Here is a 12503-nt window from a genome sequence, read left to right as displayed (position 1 = left end):
GACGCCGGGCCTCCGCTATACTGAACCCGCCCCGGCATGGGCCGAGGGCGCCCATGGTCCCGGGATCCGTCCCAGGACGGAGGGGAGGGCCCGATGGAGGCCGCGGAGCGGACGCGGGAGTCGTCCCTGTCCTCGACGGTGCACACCGCGCCGCGCGAGGTCTCGGTCAAGGACGTGGCCAGGCTCATGGCGGCGCGCGGCGTGCGCGCCGTCGTGGTCGTGGACGGCCTGGAGCCCGTCGGGCTCGTCACCCGCGGCGACCTGCTGTGCCGGGTGACCGCCTCGGGCGCCGATGCGGCCGCGGTCGACGTCGGGGCCGTCATGAGCACGCCCCTGATCACGGCGTCGCTCACCGATACCCTGCCGGACGCGGTGGACGTGATGGTCGCCCGCGGCATCCGCCAGCTTCCCGTCCTGGACGACCAGGGGCGACTCTTCACCCTGCTCACCCTGGACGACCTGCTCCGGCTCAAGCTCGTCGGCGTGGACGACCTCGCGCGGGTCCTGGCGGCGCAGGGAGCCGCGCGTGCGGCGGCGGCCGATGCTGTCTGGGCGGAGTTGGCCGCCGCCGCCCCGGACCTGCCGTCGGGGTCCGCCCGGGAGGAGCGGGGTCCGGTGCCGCCGATGGGGCGGGTGGCCCGCCGTTCCTCCGTCGTCCCGATGGTCAAGCGGCGGCGCGGCCTCCGGTTCCTCTACGCGATCCGCAGTTGGCTCAGCCGGAACCGGGGCTTCGTCTTGCTCGTGTTGCTGCTCTCGCTGCTCGGGGCGGGGGCGGCCCTCACCGCGGACTATCTGGGAGGGGTGATCGCCGGCTACCGCCCCTCTTCCTACGAGCCGAAGGACGACGAGCGGGTGCGCTATCTCGAGCGATTGCGGCAGGAACGGGCGCGCGGCGGGCAGGGTGGGCGCGCCCGGTGAGCGCCGGCGGGAGGCGACCGGCCGGCCGGACTAGCCGATGACTCCCAACTGCCGGCCGACCTTCGCGAAGGCGGCCACCGCGCGGTCGAGCTGGGCGCGGGTATGGGCGGCGGACATCTGCACGCGGATGCGCGCCTGCCCCTTCGGGACCACCGGGTAACTGAAGCCGATCACGTAGATGCCCTCCTGGAGCAGCCGGTCGGCCATCCGCGTGGCCAGGGCCGCGTCCCCGAGCAGGACGGGGATGATCGGGTGCGCGCCCGGCACGAGCCGGAACCCCAGGCTGGCGAGCTGGGCGCGGAAGAAGGCGCTGTTCTCCGCCAGCGTCGCCCGCAGGGCCTCCCCCTGCGCGACGAGCTTGACGGCCTGGAGGGCCGCGGCCGCCACCGGCGGCGGGAGCGCGTTCGAGAAGAGGTACGGCCGCGACCGCTGCCGCAGCAGCTCGACGATCTCCGCCCGTCCCGACGTGAACCCGCCGGCCGCCCCGCCCAGCGCCTTGCCGAGCGTGCTCGTGATCAGGTCCACGCGGTCCGCCACCCCGAAGTGGTCGGGCGTGCCGCGGCCGGACTTGCCCAGCACGCCGGTCGCGTGGCTGTCGTCCACGACCACCGCCGCGTCGTAGCGCTCGGCCAGCTCCACGATGCGGTCCAGCGGCGCGAGGTCGCCGTCCATCGAGAAGACCCCGTCCGTCGCGATCAGCCGCAGCCGCCTGCCCGCCGTCTCCTTGAGCGCCGCCTCCAGCTCGCCCATGTCCGCGTGCGCGTAGCGGACGCGCGTGGCCTTGCACAGGCGGATGCCGTCGATCAGGCTCGCGTGGTTGAGCGCGTCGCTGATGACCGCGTCCCGCTCGTCGAGCAGCGTCTCGAACAGGCCGCCGTTCGCGTCGAAGCAGGAGCCGTAGAGGATCGTGTCGCCCGTGCCCAGGAAGGTCGAAAGGGCCTGCTCCAGCCGCTTGTGCAGGTCCTGCGTCCCGCAGATGAAGCGGACGGAGGCCATGCCGTAGCCGTGCTGCTTGAGTCCCTCGGCCGCGGCCTGCACGAGGTCGGGGTGGTTCGCGAGCCCCAGGTAGTTGTTCGCGCAGAGGTTCAGGACCTCCGCGGGGCCGTGGGGCCGGGCGACGCGGATCAGGGCGCCCTGGGGTCCGAGGATCTGACGCTCGGTCTTGTAGAGCCCCGCCTTGCGGATCTCCTCGAGCTGCGCCTCGACCGCCTGCTTGAAGGAATGGTAGGCCATGGCGGATTGTGGCAGAGAACCACGGGGCGATCAATAGGACGCGCGGTCCAGGCCGGCGGGTTGCGCCACGCCGACCCGGCCTCGGTTGCAATGGGGGGGAGCGCAGGCCATACTAACGCCCATGGCGGAGCGGCCGACGCAGCCCCGTGCAGAACCCGAACTCACGCGGTATTGCACCCTCTTGGAGGTGTCGGAGGCCGTCGCCGCCCACCGGGACCTGCACGAGTTGTTTCGGGACCTCGCCCGGCGGCTGCCGCGGGTCGTGAACGTCAATTTCGTGGGCCTGTCCCTGCACGACCCGGAGCGCCACGTGATGCGGCTGCACACCCTGCAGGCGAACGTGCCGGCCGACATCGTCGGCGGCCACGAAGAGCCGGTCGAGGAGACCCCCTCCGGTCTGGTGTGGCGGACGCAGCAGCCGCTGCTCATCTCGGACCTGGCGGAGGAAGATCGCTGGCCGGAGATGATCCGGCGGGCGCGGGAGGACGGCATCCGGGCCCTGTGCCTGGTCCCCCTGACCACGGCCGTCCGGCGGCTCGGCGCCATGGGCTTCGGGAGCCTGCAGAAGGGTGCCTACGGGGAGGCCGACGTGGCGTTCCTGCAGCGCGTGGCCAGCCAGGTGGCCGTGGCCGTCGGCAACGTGCTGAACCATGAGCGGGCCCAGGCCGCCCAGCGACTCCTGACGCGCGAGCGGGATCGGCTGCGCCTGCTCCTGAAGATCAACAACGCCCTGGTCTCCCGATTGAATCTTCGCGAGGTCTTCGCCGCCACCACGGCCTGCCTGCGGGACGTGCTGCCCAACGACTACACCAGCCTGGCCCTCTACGAGGCCGAGCACGACCGGTTCCGTCTCTACGCCCTGGATTTTCCCGTGAGCAGGGGGCTGGTGTCCGAAGGGATGGTCGGTCCGGTCGACGGCACGCCGGCCGGCGACGCGCTCCGCTCGGGCAAGCCCTGCGTCGTCGGCGAGGTCGAGCTCCGGAATTTCTCCTCCGGGTTCGTCCACCTTCTGATCGCCGAAGGGATCAAGTCCGTCTGCTGCGTGCCCCTGCGGTCGCGCGAGCGTCCCCTCGGCACGCTGAACATCGCCAGCCTCCGCGCCGAGGCCTTCGCTCCGGAGGACGTGGACCTGTTGGTCCAGGTCGCCACCCAGATCGCGATCGCGATCGAGAACGCGCTGGCCTTTCAAGAGATCGCCGACTTGAAGGACAAATTGAGCAAGGAGAAGCTCTACCTCGAGGGGGAAATCCAGGGCGAGTACAACTTCGAGGAGATCGTCGGCGACAGCGCGGCCCTTCGAGAGGTCTTGAAGCAGGCCGAGATCGTCGCGCGCACCGATTCCACCGTGCTGATCCTCGGGGAAACCGGCACCGGCAAGGAGCTCATCGCCCGGGCCATCCACAACCGGAGCGGCCGGCGCGACCGGACGTTCGTGAAGATAAACTGCGCGGCCATCCCGACCGGTCTGTTGGAGAGCGAGCTGTTCGGCCACGAGAAGGGCGCCTTCACCGGGGCCATCGCGCAGAAGCTCGGCCGCTTCGAGCTGGCCGACGGCGGAACGCTCTTTTTGGACGAGGTCGGGGACATTCCGCTCGAGCTGCAGTCCAAGCTGCTGCGGGTCTTGCAGGAGCAGGAGTTCGAGCGGCTGGGCGGCACGAGGACGATCCGGGTTGATGTCCGCTTGATCGCGGCGACCAACCGGAACCTGGTCCGGATGGTCGCGGATCGGCAGTTCCGCGACGACCTCTACTATCGGCTCAACGTCTTCCCGCTGACGGTCCCGCCGCTCCGCGGGCGCCGGGAGGACATTCCCCTGCTCGTGCGGTACTTCGCGCAAAAGTTCGCCCGGCGGATGAACCGGCGCATCGAGAGCATCCCCTCCGACGCCATGACCGCCCTGACGCGCTACCACTGGCCGGGGAACGTTCGCGAGCTCGAAAACCTGATCGAGCGCGCGGTGATCCTCTCCCCCGGCGCGGAATTGCGCGTCCCGCTGGCCGAACTGAAAGCTCCGGCCCGGGACGAGACGCAGCCCGTCGCCACGCTGGAAGCGGCGGAGCGGGAGCACATTCTGCGCGCCCTTGCCGAAGCCGAATGGGTCATCGGCGGCCCCGCCGGCGCCGCCGCGCGTCTCGGCATGAAACGCACGACGCTGCAATCCCGCATGCAGAAGCTCGGCATCCGTCGGCCGCATCGCTAGCCTCCCCCCGGCCCGGACGCCGATATGTCGGCAGCGTGCCGGCATGTCGGCGCCGCCCCCTCGGCAGCCTTCCTCTCTGCGGCGACACATCGGCGCAGCCGCAGGGGGGACTCCGCCGTCGTTTCAATGACTTCTCCCGCCGTCTCGCCGCCGGCCGTGTCGTGGAACGGCACTTGCCCTCTCGGTCTCGCGAAGAGACGGTCCGTGAGGCGTCGGCGAGGAGGAGGCATGGGCACCGGATGCTGAAGATCACGACTCACAGAGAATCCCGGACCACGATGTTGGAGGTCGAGGGCCGGCTGACCGGTCCCTGGGTGGCGGAGCTGGATCGCAGTTGGCGGGCTCTCGCCGAGCCCGACCAAGGGCGCATCCTGGTGGACCTCACGGGGGTCACGTTCATAGACGAAGCCGGCAAGGCGTTGTTGACCAGGATGTGGCGACAGGGGGTGAAGCTTCAGGCCGCCGGCTGCCTGACCCGGTGCATCGTGGAGGAGATCTCGCGCGCCGGCTCCTCCGACTCCCCACCGCCACAGGGGAAGCGGACGCGATGAGGACGGTCATGGCTCCCCATGGCGGAAGACGTCACGCCCTGCTGTTGCTGGCCGCCCTGGCGGGTGGGGGGGCGGTCGCCTGCAAGCAGGAAGCGGCCTCCACTCCCGCCCCGGCGCTCCCGGAGGTCCGGGTGCTGACCGTGGCGACCCAGACGGTACCCGACGAGCCGGAGCTGATCGGGCAGACGGAGTCCTCCCGGCCGGTCGAGATCCGCTCGCAGGTGACGGGGATCATCAAGGAGCGCTACTTCGCCGAGGGGCGCGACGTCAGGAAGGGCGACCGGCTCTACCAGATCGACCCGGTTCCGTTCCAGGCGGCGGTGGCCAACGCCAGGGCCAAGATCGCCCAGGCGGAGGCGCGGGTGGTCCAGGCGACGCAGCACCTGGCCAGGGTCAAACCGCTCCTGGCCGAGCAAGCGGTCAGCCAGAAGGACGTGGACGATGCGGTGGCGGAAGACCTCGCCGCCAAGGCGGCGCTGGAGGCGGCCAAGGCCGACTTGGTGAAGGCCCAGTTCGATTTGAACAACACCCTGATCACCGCGCCCATCGACGGGTTGATCGAGCGGACCCGGGTCTACGAGGGGAGGCTCGTCTCCGCGCAGACCGATCTGCTCACGGTGATCCATCAGGTGGACCCCATGTACGTGATCGTGAGCACGCCGGAGAATTTCCTCCTGAAGCGGCGCCGGGAGCGGGCGGAGAAGAAGGTGCAGGGCGCGGAGACCTACGCGCTGACGGGCGTCATCACCTTCGCCGACGGCAGCACCTATCCGCACGAGGGGAAATTAGACCTCCTGGACGTAGGCCTGCGGACGGAGACGGGCACGCTGGACGCGCGGATCGTGTTCCCCAATCCCGAGCGCGTCCTGATGCCGGGGCAGTTCGTCAGGGTGCGCCTGCGGGGTGCCCTGCGAACCGCGGCGATCCTGGTGCCGCAACGGGCCGTGCAGCTCGGGCCGAAGGGGCCGGTCGTCTTCGTGGTCGGGTCGGACGACAAAGTGGAGGTCCGGGACGTCCAGGCGACGTCCTGGCACGGGGATCGCTGGCTCATCGAGGGCGGACTCCAGGCGGGCGAGCGGATCGTCGTGGAGGGCGTCCATCGGATCATGCCGGGGGCGCCCGTCAAGCCGGTGCCGTTCGAGGGCGTCGCGCCGGCCGCCGACGGCAAGGGGCCGGCTGCCAAGACCGAGGCCGGTACGTGAATCCCGTCTTTTTCATCGACCGGCCGATCTTCGCGTCGGTCCTCTCCATCGCCGTCGTCCTGGTGGGGCTGGTGGCTCTCTCCGCCCTGCCCATCGCCCAGTTTCCGGAGATCACGCCGCCGGTCGTCCAGATCGAGGCCGACTATCCGGGCGCCAGCGCGGAAGTCGTCGCGGACGCCGTGGCGCGCCCCATCGAGGTGCAGCTCCCGGGCATCGACAACCTCCTCTATTACAGTTCCACCAGCACCAACGACGGCCATATGACGATCCAGCTCACGTTCGAGATCGGGACGAACGTGGACATCGCCCAGGTCCAGACGCAGAACCGCCAGAAGCTGGCCGAGCCGCAGCTCCCGCCGGAGGTGATTCGCCAGGGCATCACCGTCAAGAAGGTCTCGCCCGACCTGCTCGCGGTCGTGGCCCTGAGCTCCAGCGACCCCACGCACGACACCGTGTATTTGTCCAACTACGCCATCCTCCGCATCGTGGACAACATCAAGCGGCTGCCCGGCGTGGGCGACGCCTACGTGTTCGGGCAGCAGAACTACAGCATGCGGCTGATCCTGGACCCGGTCCGGATGGCGCAGCTCAGCCTGACGCCGACCGACATCGCCGCCGTCGTCCGCGACCAGAACCGGGACTTTCCCGCGGGCACGGTCGGCCGGGAGCCGGCCCCCCAGGGGACCGAGCTCACCATCCCGGTCATCACGCGCGGGCGCCTGGAGGAGGTGAAGGACTTCGAGGAGCTGATCGTCCGCGCCCTCCCGAACGGCTCGATGATCCGCTTGAAGGACGTGGCGCGGGTCGAGCTGGGCGCGCAATCCTACACCCTCGAGGGGCGGTGGAACGGCAAGCCCAACGTGTTTTTGTTGACCTTCCTGTCGCCGGGCGCCAACGCCCTGGACACCGTGAAGCGGGTCCGGCGGGAGATGAAGGACCTGGCCAAGGCCTTTCCCCCCGGCGTCTCCTACGACGTGCCCTACGACACGACCCGCTTCATCGAGGTCTCCATCCAGGAGGTGGTCAAGACACTCGGCGAGGCCATGGTCGTGGTCATCCTGGTCGTGTACCTCTTTCTGCAAAGCTGGCGCGCCACGCTGATCCCGGGCGTGGCGGTGCCGGTCTCCCTGATCGGCACCTTCGCCGGCATGAGCGCCCTGGGGTTCTCGATCAACACGATCACGCTCTTCGGGATGGTCCTGGCGATCGGGATCGTCGTGGACGACGCGATCGTGGTCGTGGAGAACGTCGAGCGCCATCTCGCGAACGGGCTTGCGCCCAGGGAGGCCGCCAAGAAGGCCTTGGGCGAGGTGGCGGCGCCGGTGGTCGCGATCGTGCTGGTGCTCTGCTCCGTGTTCGTCCCCGTGGGCTTCCTCGGCGGCATCACCGGCCGGCTCTACCAGCAGTTCGCGATGACCATCGCCATGGCCGTGACCATCTCGGGTTTCGTCGCGCTCACGCTCAGCCCGGCCCTCTGCGCCCTGGTCCTCCAGCCGTCCCACGGCCCGCGCGGGGGCTTCTTCGGCGTCTTCAACCGGCTGTTCGACCGGGCGCAGCGTCGGTACACGGCCGGCGTGGCGGTCGTCATCAGGCGGTGGGCGATCGCCCTGGCGGCGTTCGGTGCGCTGGTGGCCCTCTCGGTCGGCCTGCTCCGCGTGATCCCGCCCAGCTTTCTGCCGGACGAGGATCAGGGCTACTTCATCACGATCGTGCAGCTCCCGGACGGGGCGTCCAAGCAGCGGACCGACAGGGTCTTGGACCGCGTGGAGCGGTATTTCCTCTCGGTCCCGGCGATTCATTCGACGGATGCGATGTCCGGCCTCAACTTCGTCTTCGGCACCAGGGGGTCGAATACCGCCACGATGTTCCTGCCGCTCAAGCACTGGGACGAGCGGAAGGGGCCGCACGAGCACGTGCAGGCCCTGATCGGCGCGGCGTACAAGGAGTTCGCCAAGATTCCGGAGGCGTTGATCCTGGCCTTCAACGCTCCGTCCATCCGCGGGCTCGGGGCCACGGGCGGCTTTTCCGTGCAGGTGCAGGACCCTTCCGGGGGGGACTTCAAGCCGTTCGCGGCGGTCGTCCAAGAGTTCATCGCCAAGGCCAGGCAGGACCCGGCCATCGGGGCGATCGGCACCGGCTTTCGGGTGAGCGCGCCGCGCCTCTACGCGAACGTGAACCGGGAGCGGGCCAAGGCGCTGGGCGTGCCGATCTCGGAGGTCTTCGATACCCTCCAGGCCTACTTCGGCAACCTGTACGTGAACGACTTCATCAAGTACGGCCGCGTGTACCGGGTGCAGACCGAGGCGGAGCCGCAGTACCGATCCGATCCCGGCGACCTCTCCAAGGTCTACGTGCGCGCCCTGGGCGGCCCGGACGGCCGGGGGCCGTCCATGATTCCGCTGGACACGGTGGTCACGACCGAATACACCAGCGGACCGGACCCGGTGACGCACTTCAACGGCTTCAACACGGCGCTGGTCCTCGGGGCCGCCGCGCCGGGCACCAGCTCCGGCCAGGCGCTGGCCGCCCTGGACCGGATCGCGCAGGAGGTGTTGGTCCCACGGGGCTACGGGATCGACTGGAGCGGCATCTCCTACCAGGAGCGCCGGGCGGGGAAAGAGTCGGCGCTGGCCTTCGTATTCGGGCTCGTCATGGTGTTCTTGGTGCTCGCCGCCCAGTACGAGAGCTGGTCGGTTCCGCTCGCCGTGGTCCTGGCCGTGCCGTTCGGCGTCTTCGGTGCGCTGAGCGCCGTCTGGCTCATGGGGATGAACAACGACATCTACTTCCAGATCGGCCTGGTCACCCTCATCGGCCTCGCCGCCAAGAATGCCATCCTGATCGTGGAGTTCGCCAACAAGCGCCACGCGGCCGGCCTGCCGGCGACCGAGGCGGCGATCGAAGCCGCCCGGCTCCGCTTCCGGCCGATCGTCATGACTTCCATGGCCTTCATCATGGGCGTGGTTCCGTTGGTGGTCGCGACCGGCGCCGGCGCGGCCAGTCGGCATTCCATCGGCACGGGCGTGTTCGGGGGGATGCTCTCGGCGACGTTCCTGGCCATCTTCTTCGTGCCGCTGTTCTTCGTGCTGATCAGCCGGCTGTCTCGGCGAAGCGACGGGCCGCCGGCGTTGCGGTCGGCCGCCGCGCCGGGCGGCTCCGGAAGAGAAGGAGGTGCCTGACATGCGCAACCTGGCCCTGGTGTGGCTGTCGGCGCTCCTCGCCGCCTGCGCGGTGGGACCCGACTACACCCGTCCGGCCGTGCCGCCGCACGAGGCCTTCCGCATGGCGGAGGCCGAGGGGGCGTCCATCGCGAACCTGCCCTGGTGGGAGCTGCTCCGCGACGAAGAGCTGCAGAAGCTCATCCGCATCGCGCTGGCGGAGAACAAGGACCTGAAGCGCGCCTCGGCGACGATCGAGGAGTACGAATCCAAGCTGCTCATCGCCCGGACCGACTTCGCCCCCCAGATGAACGGCACGGTCAACGCGCCCGCGTTCGGCCGGAACACCGACTTCCTGGTCCCCGGGTTTCCCAACCCCTTCAACTATTACTTGCAGGGGAACCTTTCCTGGGAGATCGACATCTGGGGACGCATCCGCCGCGCCAACGAGGCGGGGCGCGCCGAGCTGCTGGGCAAGGAGGAGGCCCGGCGCGCCGTCGTCCTGGAGCTCGTGAGCAACGTGGCGCAGGCCTACTTCGACCTCCGGCAGCTGGACCTGCAGCTGGAGATCGCCCGGCGCACGCTGACGGCGTGGGATGAGTCGGTGCGGATCGCCCGGGCGCGGCTGCGGCAGGGCCTGATCACCAAGCTGGACGCGGACCAGTTCGAGGCGGAACGGGCCAACGCCGCGGCGCGCGCCGCCGAGCTCGAGCGGCAGATGGTCCAGAAGGAAAACCAGCTCAGCGTGCTGCTGGGCAGAACCCCGGCCTCGATCCCCCGTGGGCGGCCGCTCACCGAGCAGGTGATGCCGCCCACCGTGCCGCCCGGCCTGCCGTCGGAGCTGCTCCAGCGCCGCCCGGACATCGTCCAGGCGGAGCAGGAGCTGGGTGCGGCCACGGCGCGGATCGGGATGGCCAAGGCGGATCGCTTCCCCAAGCTCTCCCTGACCGGGCTCCTCGGCGTGGCCGACCCGTCGCTCGCGAAGCTGCTCTCACGGGGCGGCGATTTCGGCGTGGCGGGGCCCTCGATCACGGGGCCGATCCTCAACGCGCAGATCCTGGGGTTCCAGCAGCGGGCCGCCGAAGCGCAGGCCAAGCAGGCGTTGGCCCAGTACGAGCAGACGATCCTCGTGGCCTTCAAGGAAGTGGAGGACGCGCTGGTGGCGGTCCGCACGGCCCGCGAGCAGCGGGAGGCGCAGGCGGAGCAGGTGGCGTCCCTGCGTTCGGCCCTCCACCTGGCCAACCTCCGCTACAAGGGCGGGCTCGCCAACTACCTGGACGTGCTCATCGCCCAGCGGAACCTGTTCGACGCGGAGCTGGCCTTGGCGGGAACCCACCGGCTCCATCTGGTGTCCATCGTCCAGCTCTACAAGGCGCTGGGCGGCGGCTGGCCCGCGGCCCGGCACGTGGCGAAGCCGGCGGGCCCCGAGAACGGGTGAGCCGCCTCCTGAGCTCAGGGGAACAGAACGACCTTGCCGCACCGGCCGGAGGAGACGAGATCGAACCCCGTCGCGAAGTCCTCCAGCGGCAGCCGGTGCGTGATGACGGGCCGGATGTCGAGGCCCGCCTTGAACAGCCCGGCCAGCCGGTACCAGGTGCCGAAGAGGCGCCGGCCGGTGACGCCGTAGACACGGATACCCTTGAAGATGATCTCGTTGGGCAGGTCGAAGCAGACGGGCCCGGCGGAGAGGCCGAACAACGTGACGCGCCCGCCGTTCTTGACGGACCGGAAGGCCAGGTGCAGCGCGCCGGGGTCGCCGGACATCTCCAGCGCCGCGTCCACCCCCTCGCCGCCCGTGGCCTCGCGGATCGCGGCGGTGACGGTCTCCGGGGCGTCGGTCTTCACGTTCAGCGTGTGGTGGACGCCGAGCTGCTTGGCGAGGCCCAGGCGGTGGTCGCTCACGTCCGTCGCGATCAAGAGGGACGCGCCGGCCACGCGGGCGACGGCGGCGGCGAACAGGCCCGTCGGGCCGCAGCCGGTGATCAGGACCGAATGGCCCGCCAGCTCCTCGGCCAGCGCCGCGTCCACGGCGTTGCCGAGCGGCTCCTGGACGCAGGCCAGCTCCGGCGGGATGTCGCGCGAGGTCTTCCAGAGGACGCGCTCGGGGAGGCTCACGTATTCGGCGTAGGAGCCGTCGCGGTCGATGCCGAGGATCTGGTACCGCTGGCAGACGTGGGCCTGGCCGGTGCGGCATTGAAAGCAGACGCCGCAGGTGAGGTGGGATTCGGCGGCGACATAGTCGCCGACCTGGACGGACGCCACGCCGGGGCCGGTCTCGACGACCTCGCCGCACAGCTCGTGGCCCAGGATGCGGGGAAGCCGGACGCGGCTGCGCGCCCACTCGTCCCAGCGGTAGATGTGCGCGTCGGTGCCGCAGAGCGAGGTGGCCTTCACGCGGACGAGGGCCTCGCCCGCGCCGGGAACCGGGTCCGGCACCTGCCGGAGCGTGAGGCCGGGCTCCGGGGCGGCTTTGACCAGCGCCCTCATGCTGGGCATTATGGCACAGCCGATCGGGGCGCGCCACGGGCTTGACCGCGCGACGGCCGAGCCGGTAGGCTGGGCCGGACCGCGGGCGAAGGGCGTTGACGAGGGAGGTGGCGAGGATGAGGCGAACGGCGGCGGCGGGCTTCGTGGCGGTGCTCGTTCTGGTCGCGCCGGCCCTGGCGCCGGCGGAGACGGCGCGCTACGACGTGGACCCGGACCACACGACGATCGAGTTCAGCGTCGCCCACATGGTGGTCTCCAAGACGACCGGCCGGTTCATGGACTACGCGGGCTTCATCGAAATGGACCCCGACGCCGGAACGGTGAAGGCCATCGAGGCGACCATCAACACGGCGTCGGTGAACACCAACCACCAGAAGCGCGACACCCACCTCCGCGGCCCCGACTTCTTCAACGTCGAGAAGTACCCCACGATGACCTACCGGATGAAGCACTACAAGAAGAGCGGGGCGGACGGGGAGTACACGGCCGTCGGCGACCTGACGCTGCTGGGGGTGACGAAGGAGATCACGCTGGTCGGGCGGCTGAACGGTGTGGCGAAAGACCCCTGGGGCAACGTCCGGGCGGGGTTCTCCGGGCGGGGAACGCTCAATCGCAAGGACTTCGGGATGAACTGGAGCAAGACCCTGGACAACGGCGGCCTGGTCGTCGGCGACGAGGTCCGGATCACGCTCGAGGTCGAGACCATCAAGGCGAAACCGTGAAGGAAGCGGGGGGGGAGCCGTCGGTTCTCGGTGTT

At 70.1% G+C, this 12503-nt stretch carries 9 protein-coding genes; 7 read left to right on the top strand and 2 right to left on the bottom strand.

Annotated elements, in window-relative coordinates; all coding sequences use genetic code 11:
* Window positions 1-93: 93 nt before the first annotated feature.
* Window positions 94-918 (top strand): CBS domain-containing protein, encoded by an 825-nt coding sequence (locus AC1U7O_RS09650; protein WP_479894534.1) that lies wholly within the window; start codon window positions 94-96, stop codon window positions 916-918.
* A gap of 30 nt (window positions 919-948) precedes the next feature.
* On the opposite strand, the gene AC1U7O_RS09645 is transcribed toward AC1U7O_RS09650, so the two are convergent.
* A complete protein-coding gene (locus tag AC1U7O_RS09645; RefSeq protein ID WP_479894533.1) occupies window positions 949-2151 on the bottom strand; it encodes a glycine C-acetyltransferase in 1203 nt (400 codons plus the stop codon).
* A gap of 121 nt (window positions 2152-2272) precedes the next feature.
* Here AC1U7O_RS09645 and AC1U7O_RS09640 point away from each other — a divergent pair, with 121 nt between their 5' ends.
* The 5 genes from AC1U7O_RS09640 (at window position 2273) to AC1U7O_RS09620 (ending at window position 10697) form a co-directional block, all read left to right on the top strand.
* Window positions 2273-4351, top strand: coding sequence for a sigma 54-interacting transcriptional regulator (locus tag AC1U7O_RS09640; protein ID WP_479894532.1), 2079 nt, complete (start codon window positions 2273-2275; stop codon window positions 4349-4351).
* Between the two features lie 239 nt (window positions 4352-4590).
* Window positions 4591-4902, top strand: coding sequence for an STAS domain-containing protein (locus AC1U7O_RS09635; RefSeq protein WP_479894531.1), 312 nt, complete (start codon window positions 4591-4593; stop codon window positions 4900-4902).
* A gap of 8 nt (window positions 4903-4910) precedes the next feature.
* Window positions 4911-6104, top strand: a complete 1194-nt coding sequence (locus AC1U7O_RS09630) for an efflux RND transporter periplasmic adaptor subunit (RefSeq protein WP_479894530.1) — start codon at window positions 4911-4913, stop codon at window positions 6102-6104.
* Window positions 6101-9280: a multidrug efflux RND transporter permease subunit gene (locus AC1U7O_RS09625; RefSeq protein ID WP_479894528.1), complete on the top strand. Its 3180-nt coding sequence runs from the start codon at window positions 6101-6103 to the stop codon at window positions 9278-9280. Before AC1U7O_RS09630 ends, AC1U7O_RS09625 begins: the two co-directional genes overlap by 4 nt.
* A 1-nt stretch (window position 9281) precedes the next feature.
* Window positions 9282-10697 (top strand): efflux transporter outer membrane subunit, encoded by a 1416-nt coding sequence (locus AC1U7O_RS09620; RefSeq protein ID WP_479894527.1) that lies wholly within the window; start codon window positions 9282-9284, stop codon window positions 10695-10697.
* A gap of 14 nt (window positions 10698-10711) precedes the next feature.
* Here AC1U7O_RS09620 and tdh read toward each other — a convergent pair whose 3' ends face one another.
* Entirely contained in the window at window positions 10712-11746 is a 1035-nt protein-coding gene (gene tdh, locus AC1U7O_RS09615) for an L-threonine 3-dehydrogenase (protein WP_479894526.1), read from the bottom strand.
* A gap of 116 nt (window positions 11747-11862) precedes the next feature.
* Between tdh and AC1U7O_RS09610 the strand changes: the two genes are divergently transcribed.
* A complete protein-coding gene (locus tag AC1U7O_RS09610; protein WP_479894525.1) occupies window positions 11863-12468 on the top strand; it encodes a YceI family protein in 606 nt (201 codons plus the stop codon).
* Window positions 12469-12503 lie beyond the last annotated feature (35 nt).

The sequence above is a fragment of the Candidatus Nitrospira neuquenensis genome, assembly GCF_979578155.1.
This window is presented reverse-complemented; position numbering and strand designations above follow the sequence as displayed.

Coding starts and splice junctions, on each gene's coding strand:
- AC1U7O_RS09650 (WP_479894534.1), top strand. CDS start 94: ATGGAGGCCGCGGAGCGGACGCGGGAGTCGTCCCTGTCCTCGACGGTG.
- AC1U7O_RS09645 (WP_479894533.1), bottom strand. CDS start 2,151: ATGGCCTACCATTCCTTCAAGCAGGCGGTCGAGGCGCAGCTCGAGGAG.
- AC1U7O_RS09640 (WP_479894532.1), top strand. CDS start 2,273: ATGGCGGAGCGGCCGACGCAGCCCCGTGCAGAACCCGAACTCACGCGG.
- AC1U7O_RS09635 (WP_479894531.1), top strand. CDS start 4,591: ATGCTGAAGATCACGACTCACAGAGAATCCCGGACCACGATGTTGGAG.
- AC1U7O_RS09630 (WP_479894530.1), top strand. CDS start 4,911: ATGGCTCCCCATGGCGGAAGACGTCACGCCCTGCTGTTGCTGGCCGCC.
- AC1U7O_RS09620 (WP_479894527.1), top strand. CDS start 9,282: ATGCGCAACCTGGCCCTGGTGTGGCTGTCGGCGCTCCTCGCCGCCTGC.
- tdh (WP_479894526.1), bottom strand. CDS start 11,746: ATGAGGGCGCTGGTCAAAGCCGCCCCGGAGCCCGGCCTCACGCTCCGG.
- AC1U7O_RS09610 (WP_479894525.1), top strand. CDS start 11,863: ATGAGGCGAACGGCGGCGGCGGGCTTCGTGGCGGTGCTCGTTCTGGTC.